A 20196-nucleotide genomic window follows, 5' to 3' on the forward strand; every position below is an offset into this window, starting at 1 on the left:
GTTGTTCAGGCAAACTGACGGCAACCTGATGAAAACTGGATGCGAAGTATGAACCCACATATCATTGAAGTGCCGTTAGAAAAGTCTTATCGCCTGATCAACCACGGCCCAACCGTGCTGGTGTCTGCCCACCACAATGGCGTGGACGACGTGATGACCGCCGCCTGGGCCTGTGCGCTGGATTTTACCCCATCCAAGCTGATGGTGGTGCTGGATAAAATCACCGCCACCCGCACGCTTATCGAAAACAGCGGCACCTTTGTGATTCAGGTGCCCTGTGCCGCCCAGCTCAAAATGACCCATTTTCTGGGTACCCACAGCCTGAAAGAGATGCCCGACAAGCTCGAACAATCCGGCGTGGAGCTGTTCCGCGCCCCTGGCCACAGCGTACCGCTGGTCGCGGGCTGCACGGCCTGGATGGTCTGCAGGCTTATCCCCGAACCGCATAACCATCAGGCCCACGACCTGTTTATCGGCGAAGTTATCGGTGCCTGGGCTGACGACCGGGTGTTCCAGAACGGTCACTGGTCGTTTGAAACCTCCCCGCCGGAATACCGCAGCCTGCACTATATTGCCGGCGGCCAGTTCTACGCCATCGGCGAATCGCTGGTGGTACCGGGCGTGGAGGCGTCATGAAGAAGATTGAATTACCCGCCGAAGACTACCGCAAGCTGAGCGACTTTATCAGCGACTGGCTGGACGACAAGAACGACCTGCAAATAGGGCAGTTTGAAGCCGAATTCTTCCTTGACGAGCTGGTGAAAAAAATGGCACCCGCGCTCTACAATAAAGGACTGGACGATGCGCTGGCGGTAGCCCAAAGCAACATGCTGACGCTGGAAGAGTTGCTGGATCTGGAAAAAATCGTCGATTAGTTTTGCCTGCGATCTTGCCATTATTGAATGACTAAAGGGGCGCATTGCGCCCCTTTTTCGTATTACTGATTAACCGGCACAACCGCACCGTGATATTTCTCGTTGATCCAGTCCTGAATCTGCTTAGAGTGCAGGACTTTCACCAGCTCGACGATGTCATGTTTATTCACGTCGGCGCGGTGCACGGTAATGATATTGGCATACGGGTTGCCTTCGGCGCTTTCGACGGCAATCGGATCTTTAATCGGGTTCAGGCCCGCATCCAGCGCGTAGTTGGCGTTGATCACCACCGCATCGCCTTCGTTGTTGGCGTACATCTGCGGCAGCAGGGCGGCTTCAATATCCGCTTTGAACTGCAGGTTTTTCGGGTTGCTGGCAATGTCGCTGATGCGCGCGTTAACCGGCTTCACGCCAGGTTTCAGGGTGATCACGCCTTCGCGCTGGAAGATAGCCAGAATACGACCTTCTTCGGCCACCGAGTCACGCAGAATGATTTTGCCGTTCTGCGGCAGATCCTTCAGGCTTTTATATTTCTTCGAATAGATGCCGATCGGCTCTACGTGGATTGCCCCGGCGCTGACGAAATCGTAGTTTTTATCGCCTTTATGATCCTGTAGCACCGAATCCAGATAGGGCTGATGCTGGAAGTAGTTGGCATCAATCTCATGCTCGGCCAGCGCGGTATTCGGCAGGATATAGTCCTGGAAGGTTTTGATCTCAAGATCGATGCCTTCTTTCGCCAGAATCGGCTTCGCCTGCTCGAGAATTTCCGCATGCGGGACGTTGGAGGCGCCCACAATCAGTTTTTCAGCGGCGTTGGCGTGAAGACTTAACGCGGTTAAAGAAGCCAGAGCTAACATCATAAACTGTTTTTTCATTATTTCGTCCAGTCGTGATTAGTGATTAAAAGTGCATTGCCGTGGAATTCCAGGCGGCAGTGTGTGCTTCTGTCGCCCGAAAGGTGTGAAAGCCGTTAGCGTTTATCGAGCAGGTGTGTGATGCGGTCGCCGATAAACTGAATAATAAAAACGATCGCCAGAATAGTGGCCGTGGCCACCAGCGTGACGTCATTATGGTTACGCTGGAAACCTTCCAGATAGGCGAGGTTGCCTAAGCCGCCAGCACCGATAACCCCAGCCATGGCGCTGTAGCTCACCAGCGCAATCAGAGTGACAGTCATCCCGGACACCAGCGCCGGAGAGGATTCAGGCAGCAGCACGCGGAAGATCAGCGTGTGGGTTTTGGCCCCCATTGAACGCGTGGCTTCAATAACGCCTTTATCGACTTCGCGCAGTGCAATTTCCACCAGGCGGGCGTAGAAGGGGGCCGCCCCGACGATCAGCGCCGGCAGCGCGGCGTTGGTGCCGAGAATGGTGCCAACCAGCGTTTTCGTGAAGGGGATCAGCAGGACGATCAGAATGATGAACGGGATCGAGCGGAAGACGTTGACCAGCACGGTCACCACCGAGTAAACCAGTCGATTCTGCAACAGTTGACCGCGAGAAGTGAGAAACAGCAGCACGCCGAGGGCGATGCCAAACACGAACGTTGCCACTCCCGACCAGGCCGTCATGTAGAGCGTTTCGCCTGTGGCGGCCCACAGTTTGTCCAGTTTTAAATGCGGGAAGTATTGCTCAAGCATGTCGAATAACCTCAGTCTCTACCCGCTTTTGATTCAGGTATTGCACAATATTTTCTAGCTGGCTGGCGTCATCCATATGGACGTACAGCTCGCCAAACGCGCCGTCTACCGTCTGGGTAATGTTGCCGTGCAGGATATTCAGCGCGACGTTAAAATGCTGAATGACATCGGCAATCACCGGCTGCTGGGCTTCTCCGCCAGGGAAAATCAGCTTCAGAATGCTGCCGCCAATGCCCTGAACCCAGAGTGGATTGAAGGGTTCTCTGGGCGTATTTTGCCCCGCAATCTGACGCACAAAAGTTTGCGTGATGGGCTGCTTCGGGTGGGTGAAAATATCCAGCACCGGGCCTTCTTCAACGATTCTGCCGTTTTCCATCACCGCTACGCGCTGACAAACTTTGCGCACCACATGCATTTCATGGGTGATGAGCACGATGGTTAAGTTGAGCTGGCGGTTAATGTCGAGCAGCAGATCGAGAATCGCGTCGGTCGTTTGCGGATCCAGCGCCGAAGTGGCTTCGTCGCACAGTAAAACATCCGGGTTATTGGCCAGCGCGCGAGCAATGCCGACTCGCTGCTTTTGGCCACCGCTTAGCTGAGCGGGCCAGGCGTTTTCGCGCCCCTCCAGCCCCACAAGCTTAATCAGCTCGTTAACACGCTGCTGAATCTGGCTTTTATTAACACCGGCAATTTGCAGGGGAAAGGCAATATTCTCGGCAACGGTCCGGGACCACAGCAGATTAAAGTGCTGAAAGACCATGCTGACTTTTAGGCGAGCCTGACGGAGCTGTTCGCCTCTGGCCTGGGCAATATCCTGCCCGGCGACAATGATCGATCCTGACGTGGGTTTCTCCAGCCCATTTAATAACCTTATTAATGTGCTTTTACCCGCGCCGCTGTAGCCAATAATGCCGTAAATCTGGCCTTTATTGACGTTGATATTAATATTATCTACGGCGGTAATGGCGCCATGTCTGCTGGCAAATATTTTTGATACGCCCGAGAGAACGATCATTATCCTGGTCCTTACCTGCTGAAATTTTCCGCAATGCAACAGCATGATATGCTGCCAATTAGCGCACGAATGCCGTGTTATGGGCGTTGAATCGTTGTTATTTGGCTGATACTACCTGCTAATACCGTTGCTCAGAAGAATATAAAGATATGACTTATAGCCATAAGAAATATAAATCCATGATGGTTCTTTCCTGACCGGGATTAATACGCTTTAGCAAAAACATGGCATTGCTTATCGTTAAATTGATTAACTGCGTTTGTTTAAATAATAATCAGCGGAGTGTGGGGGGGGGGATAAATAATGAACGGGCTGTTAATCGATTTTATTAACGATATGTTATTGGTCGATGATTGTTCTGCCTGGTTTTTTTAGTTTTATATTGGTTCTCCCTGGTGCCGTTTTCGCTGTTATTTTCGTACCAAATTTAACAAATCTGCGCCATGCCCCGGAAATTCTAGTCTCATCAAGGTATCTTTCCCGCCTCGAGAGCGGAGATTGTCTGAAGATGTACGAATCCAATTTAGTCCTGCTGCTTCTGCAGCAGATGTGCGTGTTCCTGGTCATTGCCTGGTTAATGAGTAAAACCCGGCTGTTTATCCCCCTGATGCAGGTGACCGTGCGCTTACCCCACAAGCTGCTGTGCTACATCACCTTCTCGGTTTTCTGCATTATGGGCACCTATTTTGGTCTTCACATTGAAGGCTCCATTGCCAACACGCGCGCCATTGGCGCCGTGATGGGCGGCCTGTTAGGCGGGCCGGTGGTGGGCGGGCTGGTGGGGCTAACCGGCGGGCTGCATCGCTATTCTCTCGGTGGAATGACGGCGCTGAGCTGCATGATCTCCACCATTGCGGAAGGACTGATTGGCGGGTTAATCCACAGCGTTTTAATCCGCCGGGGCAGGACGGACAAACTGTTTAGCCCGCTGGTCGCCGGAGCGACGAGCTTTGTCGCCGAACTGGTGCAGATGATCATTATCTTGCTTATCGCGCGGCCCTTTGAGGATGCGCTCCACCTGGTGGAAAGCATCGCTGCGCCGATGATGGTCACCAACACGCTGGGTGCCGCCATGTTTATGCGCATTCTGCTGGATAAACGCGCGATGTTTGAGAAATACACTTCCGCGTTCTCCGCCACCGCGCTAAAGGTCGCGGCCGCAACCGAGGGGATCCTCCGGCAGGGATTCAACGAACAAAATAGCCTGAAGGTGGCGAAGGTGCTGCACCGGGAACTGGACATCAGCGCCGTGGCGATCACCGACCGGGAAAGGCTGTTGGCGTTTATTGGCACCGGGGCCGATCACCACCTGGCGGGCAAGCCTATTTCGTCGGGTTACACCTGGCAGGCCATCGAGAATAACGAAGTGGTTTACGCCGACGGCAATGAGGTGCCTTATCGCTGCTCGCTGCATCCTAACTGCAAGCTGGGGTCGACGCTGGTTATCCCGCTGCGGGGGGAAAATCAGCGGGTGATCGGTACGATAAAACTCTATGAGGCGCGTAACCGGCTGTTTAGCTCGATCAACCGCACGCTCGGCGAAGGGATTGCGCAGCTGCTGTCGGCGCAAATCCTCGCCGGGAAATATGAACAACAAAAAGCGCTGCTGGCGCAGTCCGAGATTAAGCTGCTGCATGCCCAGGTGAACCCGCACTTCTTATTTAATGCGTTGAACACGCTGAAAGCGGTTATTCGCCACGATGGCGACAAAGCCGGGCAGCTTGTGCAGTACCTCTCGACATTTTTCCGCAAAAATCTCAAGCGCCCGTCTGAAATTGTCACGCTTTCCGATGAAATTGAGCACGTGAATGCCTATCTGCAAATTGAGCTGGCGCGTTTCCAGACTCAGTTGGCGGTGGACTGGCAGGTGCCCGACGAGCTGGCGAATCAGCGTTTGCCAGCTTTCACGCTACAGCCGATTGTGGAAAACGCCATTAAACACGGCACCTCTCAGCAATTAGGCCACGGCATGATTACTATTCGTGCCCGTACAGAGGGAAAAGACGTGCTGGTGGATGTCGAGGATAATGCCGGGTTGTACCGGCCAAAAGAGAACGGTAACGGACTGGGAATGAATCTGGTGGACAAGCGGCTGCGGGCGAAGTTTGGGGAAGATTATGGTCTGGCCGTGAGCTGCGACCCCGACCGTGTTACCTGCATCACCGTGCGCCTGCCCACCGAGGAGTTGGTATGTTAAGAGTATTGATTGTGGATGATGAACCGCTGGCGCGTGAGAACCTGCGCGTCCTGCTTGAGAACGATGGCGAGATTGAGATAGTCGGGGAATGCGCCAACGCGATAGAGGCGATTAGCGCGGTGAACAAACTGCGCCCGGACGTGCTGTTTCTCGATATCCAGATGCCGCGTATTAGCGGGCTGGAAATGGTGGGGATGCTCGACGAACGCCATCGGCCACGCATTGTGTTTCTCACCGCTTTTGATGAATACGCGGTACAGGCGTTTGAGGAGTGCGCATTTGACTATCTGCTCAAACCTATCGAAGCGCAGCGGCTGCAAAAAACGCTGGCTCGCCTGCATCAGGAGAGCGAAGCGCAGGATGTTTCCCGCCTGCCGGACAGCCAGCAGCCGCTAAAATTTATCCCGTGCAGCGGCCACAGCCGCATCTGGCTGCTGCAGATGGAGGAGGTGGCCTACGTCAGCAGCCGGCTAAGCGGGGTGTATGTCACCAGCCGGGATGGCAAAGAAGGCTTTACCGAATTAACACTGCGCACGCTGGAAAGCCGCACGCCGCTGCTGCGCTGCCACCGGCAATATCTGGTGAACATGAATTATTTGCAGGAGATCCGCCTGGAGGATAACAGTCAGGCGGAGCTGTTGCTGCGGGATGGCCGCACCGTGCCGGTGAGCCGCCGCTATTTGAAGTCGTTAAAAGAGGCGGTAGGGCTTTAAGGTTATTGCTCTACGCGGCAGGTTTTAATCCGGCAAAAGCGTCGCGGATTTCGGCCTCCGGGAGCGAGACGCCGATGAACACCAGCGTGCTCTCCGGCGTTTCGTCCGGCTGCCATTCGCGGTCCCAGTCGGCGCTGTATAGGCGCTGCACGCCCTGGAACAGCAGGCGGCAGGGCTGGTCTTCAATCCACAGCATTCCTTTGTAGCGGAGCAGGTTGTTGGCGAAGCCGGACAGCAGGTTCTCCATCACGGAAGAGACGGCGGACAGCGCCACCGGGTAGTCCAGCGTCACCACAATGGATGAGACTTCATTTTGCTGCGGGGCAATGCGGTGGAAGCGAGGTTTTGTCGCCACGACGTTTTCTTCCAGCATAAAGCCGCGGGTGTTAAACAGCAGCGGAAGATCGATATTGCCGTGCAGGATAGGGTACACAGGCGCGCGTGCGTTAATGCGCTGCAGGCGTTCAGTCAATGCAGCGGATTCACCGGCTACATCGGTTTTGGTCAGTAAAATACGATCGGCGTAGCCGATTTGCGACTGGGCGAGCGGGAACTGATCCAGCTGTGAATCGGCATGTACCGCGTCGACCAGGACGATCACGCCGTCAAGCAGGTAGCGTTCGCAGATGATTTCATGGGCGAAAAAGGCCTGCAGGATAGGGCCAGGGTCGGCCATGCCGGTGCATTCGACGATGAGCCTGTCGAAGTGGATTTCACCTTTGTCCCGGCTATCAAGCAGATCCAGCAGGGCATCTTCCAGCTCGCTTGAGCGCGTGCAGCAAATACAGCCGTTGCTCAGGGTCGTTATACGTGTGGCGCGGTCGCCAATCAGCTGACTGTCGATAGGCGTTTCGCCAAATTCATTTTCAATAACGGCAATCTTCTCGTCCTGCTGGGTATGCAGGATATGACGTAACAGGGTGGTTTTCCCTGCACCCAAAAAGCCGGTTAATACGGTTACTGCAATCGGTGTCATCGCGTCCTTCCTGTTAACAGCAGCGCATGCCGCCTTTACCGTCTCCGCCGTAGCGCGCCTGCTGGCGTTCACGGAAGAATTCTTTGTAGGTCATGGGCGGCTGATCCGGGTGGTTCGTCTGCATATGCAGCACGTAGGTATCATAGTCCGGAATGCCAACGAGCATTCTTGCCGCCTGGCCGAGGTACTTTTTTGCAGCACCTAAGTTATCAAACATTCGTCGCTCCTTTAGTGATTTAAGCCCCGCTAATGCGGGGCTGTCAGATGAAGCGATCAGTGTCCGGAAGAAATCTTAATGCCTTCTTTCGGCACAGGCTGGTAAGGCGTTTCTTTGTCCGTCGGCTGGTCGGATTTACGCGCCTCTTTCCAGGCCTTAATGCCGTAGAAAATAATGCTGTAAACCACCACCAGGAACAGAATGCTCAGGCCCGCGTTGGTGTAGTTATTGACGACAATGTGGTTCATGTTGGCGAGGTCTTGAGCCGTCAGATCCGCCCCACCGGCGGCGATACGCGCCTTATACTGGTTGGCCATGAAGAAGAAGCCTTCCATCTGCGGGTTGCTGCTAAACAGCTTCAGGCCCAGCGCCCAGGTGGTACAGATCAGCAGCCAGACCGCAGGCACCACGGTGACCCAAATGTACCGGGTACGTTTCATCTTCACCAGCACCACTGTGGCCAGCACTAATGCAACTGCCGCCAGCATCTGATTGGAGATGCCGAACAGCGGCCACAGGCTTTTCACGCCGCCCAGCGGATCGACCACGCCCTGATACAGCAGGTAGCCCCACAGGCCTACGCAGCCAGCGGTGCCGATGATACCGGCCACTAGCGAGTCGGTTTTCTTCAGGAACGGGATAAAGTTACCCAGCAGATCCTGCAGCATAAAGCGGCCAGAACGGGTGCCGGCATCCAGCGCGGTAAGAATAAACAGCGCTTCAAACAGGATCCCGAAGTGGTACCAGAAGCCCATGTCGGCGACGGGCACAATTTTGTGGAACACATGTGCAATACCGACGGCAAGCGTAGGCGCGCCGCCTGCGCGGTTAAGCACGGAAGGTTCCCCGATATCTTTTGCCGTCTGCAGGATCTGCTCAGGCGAAATCACAAAGCCCCAGGAACTGACGGTGGCGGCCGCGTGCGCGGTCACTTCCTTCAGCTGCGCCATAATCACTGGCGCGTTTTCCCCGCCCAGCTCGTGCAGGTTTGGCATGGTAAAGCCCAGACCCGCCGGTGGCGTATTCATGGCAAAGTACAGACCTGGCTCAATGATGGATGCCGCCACCAGGGCCATAACGGCCACAAATGACTCCATCAGCATCGCACCGTAGCCGATAAAGCGAGCATCGGTTTCACAGGCCAGCAGTTTTGGCGTGGTGCCGGACGCGATAAGCGCGTGGAAACCGGATACTGCGCCACAGGCAATGGTGATAAACAGGAACGGGAACAATGCACCTTTCCACAGCGGACCGGTACCATCCACGTATTGGGTAATCGCCGGCATTTTCAGCTCTGGATTGAGGATAACGATCCCAATCGCCAGGCCGACGATAACGCCGATTTTCAGGAAGGTCGCCAGGTAGTCGCGCGGGGCGAGGATCAGCCAGACCGGCAGCAGGGCGGAGACAAAGGCATAGCCGATGAGCGTAAAGGTAATGGTAGTGTCTTTAAAGGTCAGCGCCGGGCCCCAGTAAGGGTCGTGGGCAATCACGCCCCCGAAGTAAATCGAGGCGACCAGCAGCACAATCCCGATAACGGACACTTCACCGACCCTGCCTGGACGAATAAAGCGCATATAAATGCCCATAAACAGGGCAATCGGCACCGTCGAGCAAACGGTAAATACGCCCCACGGGCTTTCAGCCAGCGCTTTCACCACGATAAGAGCCAGCACGGCCAGGATAATTATCATGATCAGGAAGCAGCCAAACAGGGCAATCGTCCCCGGCACGGGCCCCATCTCTTCTTTGATCATCTCGCCAAGAGAAGCCCCGTTTCGGCGCGAGGAGATAAACAGCACCATAAAGTCCTGCACCGCCCCGGCCAGTACAACGCCTGCCAGTAGCCAGAGCACTCCGGGCAGATAGCCCATCTGCGCCGCCAGCACCGGGCCGACCAGAGGCCCGGCTCCGGCTATCGCCGCGAAGTGGTGGCCAAACAGCACGTTACGGTTGGTCGGGACATAGTTCAGCCCATCGTTATTGATCACCGCCGGTGTGGCGCGGGTAGGATCCAGCTTCATCACCTTCTGGGCGATATAAAGGCTGTAGTAGCGGTAAGCCACCAGATAGACCGACACCGAGGCGACGACGATCCACAGGGCGCTGATGTGTTCCCCCCGTCGCAGGGCGACGACGGCCAGACAGCAGGCCCCGATGATACCCAGAATCACCCAGGGTATATGTTTGAGAAATTTATTTTTATTCATAATTCATCCGTTTGTCAGCCCTGGCGTCATGCCTGTTCGCCGTCTCGCTGAACCTGGTTGTTGTAAAAGAAGGGCATAAAAATAGCCCAGCCATAGCGTGACGATTTTTGCGGTAAGAGGGGGAAAAGAGTGGCCGAGTGGTCGTATACAGGAATAAGCGGTTGCGAGGCAGGCTAAGCGGTTTTTACCTGGCGCTAACTCACTGAAAAGTGTGATTAAGATCTCATGATAAGCAGAGAGAATTTAATGATATAGCCGGGTTGGTTTCCATTGGGCTGAGCGTAAACTTCGCTATGGGCGTTGAAATAAATAATAGGATGGCATTTACGGAAATTATTGATCGTAACGTGTTATTACGACTGAATTTAAATTCCATTTCATGCGCTTATTAATACATGAGGTGGTGTTAATTGTTTGGCGTTTTTGTTTGTTCGTTTTTTGCAAAGACAGGTTGTGGTATCTCAGGACGGCGGAAGTAAGCGTGCTGCCTGCCTTAAACTGAATGTATGTCAATATATTATTAATGAATGCTTTTGTTATTAGCGTTTAAAAACATAAGGTTGCATGACTCTTTGTGGTTACATATTAATTGATGAGATTTATTATTTGTTTCTTAATTAAGCTGTTTAGCGTTGTGCAAATCGTGCTGGCAGACATAATACGCAGCAATGAAATTAATTTATGGCGATGCTTTTATGTCTTTATCTGAAAATAAATCGACTAAAACAAAAAGAAATGCGATATCCACAGCCTTGCCTTTGACAATGTTAATTACTCTGGCTATGCCGGCAGTCGCTGGCCCGGTGATTAATGTGGGGCCGTTAAATGAGTATATCTATTCCGGTAAAAACACCCTCGCCAAACGCATTCATAACTCCGGGGATGCCACGGCATTTGTACGCGTTGAGGTTAGTGAAATAGTTTATAACGAGCACAGCCCGGCAAAGGAAATTCCGCTTGATAATGCGGCCATTGTTAACGGGCAGGGCGCCGGGGTTATTTCGTCCCCGCCGCGGCTAATTATCCCTGCGGGCGGAATGCAAACCAACAGACTGGTCTATACCGGCGCCCGCAATAAAGAGTCTTATTATCGCGTGCGTTATATTCCCGTCGTGCCGAAAAACAGGGATGAATTTACGCTCAGCAAGGATGAAGTTGAAAAGTATCAGGATGCCATCAACGCCAGCGTCAGCGTACTCACCGGGTTTGGCACCATTGTGACCGTTCATCCCGATAATGTTCGCTTCGATACGCAAATTACGGATAAAGATAAAAAACTGCTTATCAGCAACAAGGGGAATGCCTCCGTGGTTATCAGCGACCTGAAATCCTGCGATGCAACACTTAAAGACTGTAGTCCACCCGTCAATATTCAATTAAGGCCCGGCCGGAGCCTGGAGCGGGACATTGTGCCGCAAAAAATCTGGCACTACACGCTGAATGAAGGTGGTCAAAAAAAGGCGCTGAAATCAGGTTCGTAATTTGAAGTAACCCTGTTCTCTCTGTTATCAAAAGGAATGATATATGTACGCAAAAAAAATGACTTTACTCGGTGCCCTTCTGGCGACGGCATCGGCGGTTCACGCTGCTCCTCTGCAGGTTGATTTCAACGTAGAGGCGGCGATCCCTGATACTGAGTTCTTTGTCACGCCAGTTAACGGCTGGAATGCCCAGACGCAAAAAATGGCATGGAATGCGGCGACGGGCTCTCTGGATGGGTTTTCTCAGCAGCTGCAAATGAAAAATTCCGGCGGGGGCATCAAAGCCTATCTGTCCGGGCAGCCTGTGCTCAGCTCGGCCAGCGGTACGGATACTATCGATCTCCAGGTGAATATTGCCGGCCAGACGTTGCCGGTTGACGCCGTGTCAGCGGTCACGCTGTACAACACGACCGAAGCCGCAGCAGAGAAAACGGCCACCCTGACGGTAAGCCAGAAAGCGGCTGGCTCTAAACCAACGGCCGGGACCTACATCGGGGCCGTGACCATGATGTTTGATACCGTTACGCCTTAATTTTAGCGGCAGCAGTATTCATGGTGTGTTCGGTTACCGAACAATCGAGCATTGAGGAGAAAAGAGAGAGGGATTTCTCTTTTCTTTCTTCGGAAAGAAAATTTCAGGCGTTTGATATTATGGGATTTTTGCGTCCATTAACAGGGTCGTTATGTCTGCTTTTCAGCAGTGTAAATGTTTTGGCTCAGCCTGCGACGCTTGCCAGCCAGGCAGCGGCTATGCCGGATGATTTTCAGGCGTATTTCTTCAATGCCCCGCTTTCAGCCCGCATCATGGTAGATAACCGGGTCCTGGGCGATGCCATGATCATCGTGACGGAGGATAACCGGGCCAGGATTATCCATTTTACCGATAACGGCGACAGTGAGTTTAGCGAGGCCGAACGCCAGCGCTGGTTAAAGGCGTTCACTGACTTTGTTCCGCTTGGGAAGTGCAGTGACCATGCCTGCCCGCCGGGGCTGCTGGCGGCGGATTACAGCCTGAGCGATGCCCGCCTCGTTTTACTCACGCAGCAACCGGGAAACGACGCGAATAAATACTGGTATACCTTACCCGAAGATGGGGATTCAGGCCTGCTGCTGAATAACCAGCTTAACCTCAGCGGCAGCGAGCAGCAGTCAAGCATGAGCTGGAACGGGGGCCTGGAGGCCGCGCTGGGGAGCTGGACATTAATGAGCCAGTTTCAGCATGACCAGACCCGCAGCAACAGCCTCGGCAGCACTTCCCGCCATGCCATAACCTCTCTCTACGTTCAGCGTGAATTTCAGCAACACTTTCTCCGTACCGGGCTATTTACGCCGGACAGTCAGGGCCTGATACGCCAGCTTTATACGCCGGGAGGCGGTATCAGCACGCTGGCGGGCATGATGGCGGGCAGCGGCGATGCACTACTGAAGGGCGGGGACATTCCGGCGCTTTATCCCGTCTACGTCTCCGCCAACCGTGAAGGTGTGGCTGAAATTTACCGCGACGGTACCCTGATAAATTCTCAGCCTGTTGAACCCGGCCTGCAAATGTTAGACACCGTGCCGCTGCCGGCCGGTATCTATGAAGTTGAAATTCGCCTCATTGAAGACGGCCGTGAGAGCAGCAGGGTCACTGAAACGATTAATAAACCCACCCGCTGGCGAACGCCGGGCCAGCGCCTGCGCTATAACGTGTTCGCCGGGCAGCAGCAGACGCTGTGGAACAGTGACAAAAATGAAGATAACGGTGAATTTGCGGCCGGGGCCAGCGTCAATTACCTGTTGCATCCGCTGGCGACGGTCGGCGTGGCCGTGCAGAAGACGGGGGAAGAGCGTCAGGCCGGGGTTTCACTCGACTGGCAGGCGGCAAAGCCGGTGCAGCTGTACGGTAATATCTGGCGGAGCAATCTCACCGGTCACGGGTTTGATACCCAGGGAATATGGTCGCACGCAAAGGGTAATGTCGCCCTCAGCCACAGCCGGAGCTGGTATCGCCAGGAAGATGAACCCTACCGGTATACGGCTCGCCCTTCGCTGGAACACAGCAGCGTGCTGTCCACCACCTGGCGCCTGAACAGCGAGAACAGCCTCACCGCCCGTCTGACGCACAGAAGCCGTCACAGCGGTATCGGTGCCGACGTGGGCTTTAATACCCGTACCGTACTTGCCGGGAACGCCATTAACTGGCGGCTGGCCGCGTTTGATCGCCCCTACGGCAATGGCAGCACGTTACGCAACCGCGGCGTGAGTCTCTCCGCCAGCTTCGCGCTCGGCGGGCAGAAACGCAGCGGCAATATCAGCGTCGGCAGCCGCACGGACACCAGCGGCAGCCGGGATCTCTATACCTCCGCCTCGGTCAATCAGACCTGGGACAAAGGCCCCGTGAAGATGACGACGGCGACGCTGACGGCGGACCGCCACGGCGCAGGGTTCAGCACTTACAACCAGTTTGATACGCCGATGATGGCGGGCACTTTCTGGGGGCAGAGCTCAACGCTGGACGGCAGGCTGTCCGGCGGCCTCAATACCGGCAGCCTGCTGGCGTTGGGTGGCGGGCGGGTCACAATGTCGAAACAGGCGGCACATTATCAGGGCGGCGGCATGATAGTGGATGTCTCCTCCGACGATAAAAATGCCGAACTGGTGGCGCTTTATCCGGGTGGTACAGTGCCGCTCAAACCGGGCAGGAACTTCATTCCGGTCGATGCCTGGCAACCCGGCACGGTGCAGATTGACTTCCCCGGCACGGAAGCCCCGGCGCTGAAAGTCGAGCCTGAGTACCTGAGCTACCAGCATATTCGCGGGGGCGTCAGTGCGTATTCCGTGAAAGTGATGAAAACGGTGACGGTGATGGGGCGCCTGGTGGACGGCGATGGCCACGCCCTGGGCGGTGCTCAGGTGGTGAATCATGCCGGCAGGACGGTCACCGAATCCGACGGGCTGTTCACCCTCGAAGTGCATGAAAACAACCCGGTGCTGGCGGTGGAGTACCGCGCAATGAACCAGTGTGAAATACGCCTGAATCCCACCACGCAGAAAACGGCCGATGAGATTATTTTCCTCGGCAATCTGACCTGTGACGAATTACCGCTGGCGGGGAACGCAGGCTATGCGGCCAGCAAAGCAGCCAGGAATAAGGACATATAATGTTTACCCGACAGATGTATATTATCGACTTCATTAATAACGCCCTGTTTCGCAGAAGAAATACGGCCGCACTGTCCGCGCTGCTTTTATTGGCGATGATATCCACAGTCAACGCTGCAACGGTGAACGTCACTACGGAGTTTATCGCCGACCTGCAGCAGCCGCAGAAGAATGCGTTTGTGAATACTACCCCGGTCACAGGATTTTGCTCTCAGCACCCTGCGTATTGTAATGCGGGGGAGTTCAGTATTTTGATCCCTGGGTTATCGGCGGAAAAGTATTTTGACTCTACGAGCAATAACGCACGCAATTATACAGCAATATCCCTTGATGGCACGAAAAAGAATATTGTTTTAAGAGATGATAAAACAGGGAATCAAATTACAGGGGTATTTCGTCTGGCTTTTTTTGGTATGCAACACACGTCGATAGATAGATATAACATATTTAATGCAATGCAATGCAATGCAAGGCACGGGTCTTTATCCTCAGGGCGGGTGCTCGGGGCGGGTTGGCGTTGGCCTTGGTTCTGCGTATAGTGAGTTCAGACATGGATGGGGAGTGCCAGAAAGAATTCTGACCTGCTACAGAAAGCTTAGTAATTCTTTTCAAGGTGATGTTCGTATTTCCAATTTTAGCTTTGGCTATACGTTAGAAACACCCAATCCATTAGGTGTTTACAGCGGTGAGTACGAAGGTGAAGTGGTTTATACCGTTGGTGAAGGCGAAGATATTAACTTTCATGCCGAAACGACCTCTGACACTGAAATTAGAATAAAAATAAAGGCGACCGTACGTCATGCCTTCCAGGTGAAGTTTCCCTCCGACGCGGAATTGATCAAGGTCAGTCTGGCCCCGAAAGGCGGCTGGAGCCAGTGGACAAACGGTGGGCGTGTCCCTGACTCCCTGAGTCAGGAAGTCCCCTTCACCCTGTCGTCTACCTCCGGCTTCACTGTCAATATGCGCTGTGAGTATGATTTGGATGGGGCCTGTGCGTTACGCGAAACAACATCCCCCACCGGAGAAAAAATACCGCTGGAGGTTTCTCTCACCTTACCGGGTTATAAAACGGAAAACGGAAGAGAAGCCAGAAATCTGCTGTTGAATTCGTTACCGGCTGGCCATGTTATTTTACCTCCCGGCGAGTTTGTTGTTCATCGTCGCTCACAGGTTGATTTTAAAGTCCGGAAACCCGGGGTTGAAACGATGGTGAAATCCCCAGGTTCAACCTGGAAGGGAGTCGTGACGCTATTGTTTGATGCTCAGGCGGACTAGAAATGTCGAAAAATAGCTGATTGAGATCAATTAAAACTTTATAAATACAGAATCTTACCGTTCTTTACTGCCATGCCTTTGACCTTCCCCCTGGGGGAAGGTGTAACGTCCGCGTCAGTGGTTGTTAAACCTTACTCTGGAAAAGGAAACAGGATGAAAATACGTATCATGGCGGCGTGGCTGGCGCTGGCCCTTAGCGGGTCTGCACTGGCGGCCACACCTGAGGCAAATGTCTTTCTGGCGAAACACGGGCTGGCGGGAAAAACTACCGAGCAAATGGTTGAGGCTATCGATCAGTCCCCGCAGGCTCGCCCGCTGGGTTTTAGCGCCGGTGTGACCAGCCGTGCGCTGGTGCTTTCGGACGGGCAGCAGAAGTTTAGCTACCCGCTGGGGGATAAGTTCTATCTGTCGTTTGCGCCATACCTGCAGCAAACGCATCCCTGCTTCAATCACAGCCTTTCCGGCTGCCAGGGTGAGATGGTCAATACGCCCTTTGAGGTCAAAATTACCGATAAATCGGGCAACGTTATCCTGAATAAAACGCTGACCAGCCAGCAAAATGGCTTCATCGGCGTGTGGCTGCCGCGCAATACCGAAGGGACGGTCAGCGTCAGCTATCAGGGCCGCACCGCGCAATCCGCGTTTGCCACCTTCGACGACAGTCAAACTTGTATGACCACCTTGCCATTGCAGCAATCATAAGCCCGACGGGCGGCGGCCTCATGTCACACTGCCAAAACTAGGGGTACTGTTGCTCTTCGTCGGTATAAATGAGCAGGCAGGCCTCATTAAAGTTGGCCAGTCCCAATCTCTCGTAAAGTTCATTCCGTCGGCGATAAAGACTTTTCAGTGACGTGCAGAGCTTTTCCGCCACGGCTTCCATTGGTAAACCCTTTCTTAGCCACATCATCATCTTCCGCTCCTCCTGACTCAGGCGCATGGCATAAAACCATTCCCCGGCCTGGCGGTCTAGCTTCACTTTTTGCAGCAGCCAGAACAGTCCTTCAATGTCCCGGTACGGCATCGACATATCGAGGCTCCACTTAAGTCTCAGTGGGGAGAGTTCACTGTGGCGCATATCCAGCATGATGCAACGTACCGGTGCCTCCGCTTTCTCTGCGCTGGTGATGATGTTTTCCCACTGCTCCAGTGGTAACCGGCTATCGACCAGGACAGCGTACTCTTTGTAGCCATAGCTGAAGCTTCTTCTGTCGACGGAGTACAGCCGAATAACATCAGGAAAATAGTTTTTTATTCCCTGGTAAAGATAGCGATCTTGTGTGATCAAAATTGTCGCATTCACCGCAGTGTATTCCTTTAATATCATGCAATCCAAATGCCTGGCCATTGAAACCAGAGGTATGTGTTTTCACAGCGTGTCACTATTATTTCTTTAAAAATGAGCTAACTAACCTTTAGGTAAGTGTTGGGGTTGATATTAATTGTTGGTGAAGCGTTAGGGTCAAAGAGATATCCTTCTTTATTCCTGGCGCGGGAAATTATAAATAAAATGAAATAAGAGAGAAGTCTGTGGTGTGGAAATTAGGAATCTTTGCCAGGAAATGTCCTGATTAATACATTGATTTTCACTTAAACATATTGATAGAAACATCTCCCATATCATTTTTATATTTTTGATGTGGTTTTTTTTCATTTTAAATCAGTTGCTTGTGTTTTTGTTTTGTATTGAAAGTTATTCATTGAAAAGTCGGTACAGAGTATTCTTAAAAGCATGTTTTTGGCCGTCAGGAAGTGTTCACAAAATTATTCATGGTGACTTATCATTCTTGCTGTCTGACCTAATGTGTAATCTCCGCTATTTTGAGTTTGTTCCTAAAGCCAGATGCAGAAAAAGACGTTAAGTGAGGAGTGCCCGTTTAAATAAATACTCTGCATATCAAAAGAGTGTTTTACCGTGTGAATTACATCCGCTAGTGCCGATATCCGGCATTTAACGCGGCGGATAAACTATGCTCATTCATAATGGAATAATAGATATTTATGGAACAGCGGCTGAGTATCAATAAGTTATTCTTTTATCGTGGCTTGAAGCTGTCGTTATTGTTAATCATGCCAGGGCTGCTTTCAGCGCAAGGGGTGGGGGCAACATCACGCTATGACAGTCAGGTATTACAGGCACGAAATGGGGATTATCAACCCCTGCTTGACGCCTTAAAACATAAGGCACAGCAAAGAGCATTGCACCCGGAACAGGTGGCCGACTGGTTGCAGGTCGCCTCCTGGGCCGGGCGTGATGATGAAGTGGTCAGCGTGTGGCAGCGTTATCAGGAGCGTACTGCTATCCCGGCTCGTGGGGTCGCCGCCACGGCGCAATCCCTGCGTAACCTTCATCGCTGGACGGAATCACTTTCCCTCTGGGAGCGGGTGCTTCAGCTCTCGCCTGGAAACGATGACTATCGTATAGGGCAAATTAAAACGCTGGCCGACGGGCAAAAAGCCTGGCAGGCCAGAGATGAAGCCCTGCGTTTGATCGGGGAAAAGCCGACGCTGGCGCATTGGCAGACGCTCTCTTATGTCTATCTTCGGCAGGGAAAAACCTGGGACCAGTTGCTAAGCGACATACAAGCCATCGCGCTTGCTCCAGGGGATAAAACGGCACTGCAAAACCTGATATCCAGCCTGACCGTGAACAGAGTGAATACGCCAGCGCTGGCGTTTGCCAGGCAAGCGAACCTTCCGGCAAATGAGCGCAGAAGTCTGGAACTTAACGCGTTGGCCGAAAGGGTGCGCATGGCTGAGATCCCTCCAGGAGAGGAAAAAGCTCGTTTTACCGTCGCGCAGCGGGCGTTGGATCGTTACGACGTTTTGCTCGCCGAATGGCGTGGTAATCCGCAGGCTCAGCAGGACGTTACCAGAGCGCGAATAGACCGGCTTGGTGCACTTTATGCCCACAATCATTACCCAAAGGTCATTCAGGAATATGAAGCCCTGGCCTCAGAAGGCGTGCGCGTTCCACCCTGGGCTTTACGCTGGGTTATTGCGTCTTACCTCGCGGTAAAGCAGGTAGAAAGGGCGCAGGCGCTAACGCCGCAGCTGTTCAGCGGCGCGACGAATGAGAATGAGCAGGCGATGTTTTATGCCTTGCTGGACAGCGGACAGTACGACGCTGCCGCTCGTTATCTGCAAAACCTGACTCAGACAACGCCTTATCGTCGCTACGTGCCGGGTTCCCCGAATCCCGAACCAAACGATCGCTGGCTGGAAGCTAAAACGCTCTCGCTGCAATACCTCCTGTCAACCAATGCGCTGCCAGCAGCAGAAACGTTGTCCCAGCGCCTGGCCAGTACCGCGCCGGGCAACCAGGGGTTACGTATTGATTATGCCAGGGTGTTGCAGGCGCGCGGGCTGCCGCTGGCCGCTGAACGAGAGTTAAAAAAGGCGGAGGTGCTTGAGCCATCCAACCTTGAGCTGGAGCGGCAGCAGGCTTATGTCGCGCAGGATCTGCACGAGTGGCGGCAAATGGATTTGCTAACCGACGATGTGATGCTGCGCGCTCCGCTGGATATCGCTTCTCAGCGGCTGAACCGAACGCGCGAAATTCACCGAATGTCCGAACTGCGTCTTAACGGTCAGCAGGGGATCCACTCTGATACGCCCGTCAGCGGGGCGCACGATTTTAGCTGGGATATGGCGATTTACGGCCCACCGGTAGCCGACAGCTGGAGGCTGTTTGGCGGTCATCGCTTTGAGCGCGGTCGTTTTGAAGAAGGTAAGGGCTTAAGCCGCAGCGTGTTTGGGGGGATAGAGTGGCGGCCGCGCAATAGTTGGGTCGAGCTTGAACTGGCGAACAATAACTTCAACGGTGGCAATAAGCCTGGCGGGCGGGTTTCGGCCTGGCACAGCTTCAACGACAGCTGGCGAGTAGGAGGTGAAGTGGAACGCCTGGCCCGGGCAACGCCGCTGCGGGCTTTACGCAACGGGGTAAGTGCGAATCAGGCCAACCTGTGGGTGCGCTGGCATCAAAATGAACGGCGTGAATATCAGCTCGCGACCGCGACCAGCTGGTTTTCGGACCATAACCACCGGCAAGAATACACCTTCCAGGGCAAAGAACGGCTATGGCAGACGGCGCGGATCACGCTCGACCTGCAGCCCGGCGTGGCATACAGCACCAACAGCAAGACCGACACCGCCTATTACAGCCCGAAATGGGACTTATCCGCCGCGCCGACGCTCGCCGCTAATCACGTGCTGTACCAGCGCTATGACACCGTCTGGAGCCAGCAGATTAGCGCCCGAGCGGGTATTTACCGGCAAAAAAATTATGGGGCGGGGGCGATGACAACCCTGGGATATGGCCAGCGTATCCGGTGGAACAACGTCCTTGACACCGGGGCCATGCTGAACTGGGAAAAGCGCCCCTGGGACGGCAAGCGGGAAACGCATCTCGCCGTCGCTTTTGATGCAAATTTACGATTTTAAGGACAAAC

Annotated in this window: 18 protein-coding genes; 11 read left to right on the forward strand and 7 right to left on the reverse strand. The window is 53.7% G+C overall.

The features are described from left to right. Window positions 1–48: 48 nt before the first annotated feature. The gene (locus AAIE02_RS05930) at window positions 49–636 is read left to right on the forward strand and encodes a flavin reductase (RefSeq protein ID WP_166994226.1); all 588 of its coding nucleotides are present in this window, start codon (window positions 49–51) and stop codon (window positions 634–636) included. Then, a complete protein-coding gene (locus AAIE02_RS05935) occupies window positions 633–875 on the forward strand; it encodes a DUF2164 domain-containing protein (RefSeq protein ID WP_498532153.1) in 243 nt (80 codons plus the stop codon). The genes AAIE02_RS05930 and AAIE02_RS05935 overlap by 4 nt, the downstream gene beginning before the upstream one ends. Before the next feature lie 62 nt (window positions 876–937). Here AAIE02_RS05935 and AAIE02_RS05940 read toward each other — a convergent pair whose 3' ends face one another. The 3 genes from AAIE02_RS05940 to AAIE02_RS05950 all read right to left on the reverse strand — a co-directional run bounded on the left by AAIE02_RS05940 (window position 938) and on the right by AAIE02_RS05950 (window position 3532). Further along, a complete protein-coding gene (locus AAIE02_RS05940; protein ID WP_498532154.1) occupies window positions 938–1753 on the reverse strand; it encodes a MetQ/NlpA family ABC transporter substrate-binding protein in 816 nt (271 codons plus the stop codon). Between the two features lie 95 nt (window positions 1754–1848). Beyond that, window positions 1849–2517, reverse strand: a complete 669-nt coding sequence (locus tag AAIE02_RS05945; RefSeq protein WP_336982716.1) for a methionine ABC transporter permease — start codon at window positions 2515–2517, stop codon at window positions 1849–1851. Continuing rightward, window positions 2510–3532, reverse strand: coding sequence for a methionine ABC transporter ATP-binding protein (locus AAIE02_RS05950; protein ID WP_336982718.1), 1023 nt, complete (start codon window positions 3530–3532; stop codon window positions 2510–2512). The genes AAIE02_RS05945 and AAIE02_RS05950 overlap by 8 nt, the downstream gene beginning before the upstream one ends. Window positions 3533–4040: 508 nt before the next feature. Here AAIE02_RS05950 and AAIE02_RS05955 point away from each other — a divergent pair. Continuing rightward, window positions 4041–5729 carry a LytS/YhcK type 5TM receptor domain-containing protein gene (locus AAIE02_RS05955; RefSeq protein ID WP_336982720.1) on the forward strand — a complete coding sequence of 563 codons (1689 nt, stop codon included), beginning with the start codon at window positions 4041–4043 and terminating at the stop codon, window positions 5727–5729. Beyond that, entirely contained in the window at window positions 5723–6442 is a 720-nt protein-coding gene (gene btsR / locus AAIE02_RS05960) for a two-component system response regulator BtsR (protein ID WP_008460700.1), read from the forward strand. The genes AAIE02_RS05955 and btsR overlap by 7 nt, the downstream gene beginning before the upstream one ends. Window positions 6443–6452: 10 nt before the next feature. On the opposite strand, the gene yjiA is transcribed toward btsR, so the two are convergent. From yjiA to AAIE02_RS05975, 3 genes are read right to left on the reverse strand one after another with little or no spacing between them, the layout of a single operon-like run. Further along, on the reverse strand, window positions 6453–7418 hold the full coding sequence (yjiA, locus tag AAIE02_RS05965; RefSeq protein ID WP_166874547.1) for a GTPase: 966 nt from the start codon (window positions 7416–7418) through the stop codon (window positions 6453–6455). A gap of 13 nt (window positions 7419–7431) precedes the next feature. Then, entirely contained in the window at window positions 7432–7635 is a 204-nt protein-coding gene (locus tag AAIE02_RS05970) for a YbdD/YjiX family protein (protein ID WP_008460696.1), read from the reverse strand. 56 nt (window positions 7636–7691) lie between these two features. Then, window positions 7692–9845, reverse strand: coding sequence for a carbon starvation CstA family protein (locus AAIE02_RS05975; protein WP_498532155.1), 2154 nt, complete (start codon window positions 9843–9845; stop codon window positions 7692–7694). Window positions 9846–10609: 764 nt separating this feature from the next. Between AAIE02_RS05975 and AAIE02_RS05980 the strand changes: the two genes are divergently transcribed. From AAIE02_RS05980 to cueP, 6 genes are all read left to right on the forward strand, one after another. Next, window positions 10610–11326, forward strand: a complete 717-nt coding sequence (locus AAIE02_RS05980; RefSeq protein WP_498532156.1) for a hypothetical protein — start codon at window positions 10610–10612, stop codon at window positions 11324–11326. Window positions 11327–11369: 43 nt separating this feature from the next. Beyond that, window positions 11370–11858, forward strand: a complete 489-nt coding sequence (locus AAIE02_RS05985) for a CS1 type fimbrial major subunit (protein ID WP_336982727.1) — start codon at window positions 11370–11372, stop codon at window positions 11856–11858. Window positions 11859–12037: 179 nt separating this feature from the next. Next, window positions 12038–14470, forward strand: a complete 2433-nt coding sequence (locus tag AAIE02_RS05990; RefSeq protein WP_498532157.1) for a CS1-pili formation C-terminal domain-containing protein — start codon at window positions 12038–12040, stop codon at window positions 14468–14470. Further along, a complete protein-coding gene (locus tag AAIE02_RS05995; RefSeq protein ID WP_498532158.1) occupies window positions 14470–15009 on the forward strand; it encodes a hypothetical protein in 540 nt (179 codons plus the stop codon). The genes AAIE02_RS05990 and AAIE02_RS05995 overlap by 1 nt, the downstream gene beginning before the upstream one ends. 22 nt (window positions 15010–15031) lie before the next feature. Continuing rightward, a complete protein-coding gene (locus AAIE02_RS06000; RefSeq protein ID WP_498532159.1) occupies window positions 15032–15745 on the forward strand; it encodes a hypothetical protein in 714 nt (237 codons plus the stop codon). Window positions 15746–15898: 153 nt separating this feature from the next. Further along, window positions 15899–16447: a copper-binding periplasmic metallochaperone CueP gene (gene cueP, locus AAIE02_RS06005; RefSeq protein ID WP_498532160.1), complete on the forward strand. Its 549-nt coding sequence runs from the start codon at window positions 15899–15901 to the stop codon at window positions 16445–16447. Window positions 16448–16484: 37 nt separating this feature from the next. On the opposite strand, the gene AAIE02_RS06010 is transcribed toward cueP, so the two are convergent. Next, a complete protein-coding gene (locus tag AAIE02_RS06010; RefSeq protein WP_336707363.1) occupies window positions 16485–17048 on the reverse strand; it encodes a helix-turn-helix transcriptional regulator in 564 nt (187 codons plus the stop codon). 698 nt (window positions 17049–17746) lie between these two features. On the opposite strand from AAIE02_RS06010, the gene pgaA reads away from it, so the two are divergent. Beyond that, the gene (gene pgaA, locus AAIE02_RS06015) at window positions 17747–20188 is read left to right on the forward strand and encodes a poly-beta-1,6 N-acetyl-D-glucosamine export porin PgaA (RefSeq protein WP_498532161.1); all 2442 of its coding nucleotides are present in this window, start codon (window positions 17747–17749) and stop codon (window positions 20186–20188) included. Window positions 20189–20196 lie beyond the last annotated feature (8 nt).

The sequence above is a fragment of the Cedecea sp. Ae19-4 genome (assembly GCF_059801165.1).

Coding starts and splice junctions, on each gene's coding strand:
- AAIE02_RS05950 (WP_336982718.1), bottom strand. CDS start 3,532: ATGATCGTTCTCTCGGGCGTATCAAAAATATTTGCCAGCAGACATGGC.
- AAIE02_RS05985 (WP_336982727.1), top strand. CDS start 11,370: ATGTACGCAAAAAAAATGACTTTACTCGGTGCCCTTCTGGCGACGGCA.
- cueP (WP_498532160.1), top strand. CDS start 15,899: ATGAAAATACGTATCATGGCGGCGTGGCTGGCGCTGGCCCTTAGCGGG.
- btsR (WP_008460700.1), top strand. CDS start 5,723: ATGTTAAGAGTATTGATTGTGGATGATGAACCGCTGGCGCGTGAGAAC.
- pgaA (WP_498532161.1), top strand. CDS start 17,747: ATGGAACAGCGGCTGAGTATCAATAAGTTATTCTTTTATCGTGGCTTG.
- AAIE02_RS05945 (WP_336982716.1), bottom strand. CDS start 2,517: ATGCTTGAGCAATACTTCCCGCATTTAAAACTGGACAAACTGTGGGCC.
- AAIE02_RS05970 (WP_008460696.1), bottom strand. CDS start 7,635: ATGTTTGATAACTTAGGTGCTGCAAAAAAGTACCTCGGCCAGGCGGCA.
- yjiA (WP_166874547.1), bottom strand. CDS start 7,418: ATGACACCGATTGCAGTAACCGTATTAACCGGCTTTTTGGGTGCAGGG.
- AAIE02_RS05980 (WP_498532156.1), top strand. CDS start 10,610: ATGTTAATTACTCTGGCTATGCCGGCAGTCGCTGGCCCGGTGATTAAT.
- AAIE02_RS05940 (WP_498532154.1), bottom strand. CDS start 1,753: ATGAAAAAACAGTTTATGATGTTAGCTCTGGCTTCTTTAACCGCGTTA.
- AAIE02_RS05955 (WP_336982720.1), top strand. CDS start 4,041: ATGTACGAATCCAATTTAGTCCTGCTGCTTCTGCAGCAGATGTGCGTG.
- AAIE02_RS05995 (WP_498532158.1), top strand. CDS start 14,470: ATGTTTACCCGACAGATGTATATTATCGACTTCATTAATAACGCCCTG.
- AAIE02_RS05930 (WP_166994226.1), top strand. CDS start 49: ATGAACCCACATATCATTGAAGTGCCGTTAGAAAAGTCTTATCGCCTG.
- AAIE02_RS05975 (WP_498532155.1), bottom strand. CDS start 9,845: ATGAATAAAAATAAATTTCTCAAACATATACCCTGGGTGATTCTGGGT.
- AAIE02_RS05935 (WP_498532153.1), top strand. CDS start 633: ATGAAGAAGATTGAATTACCCGCCGAAGACTACCGCAAGCTGAGCGAC.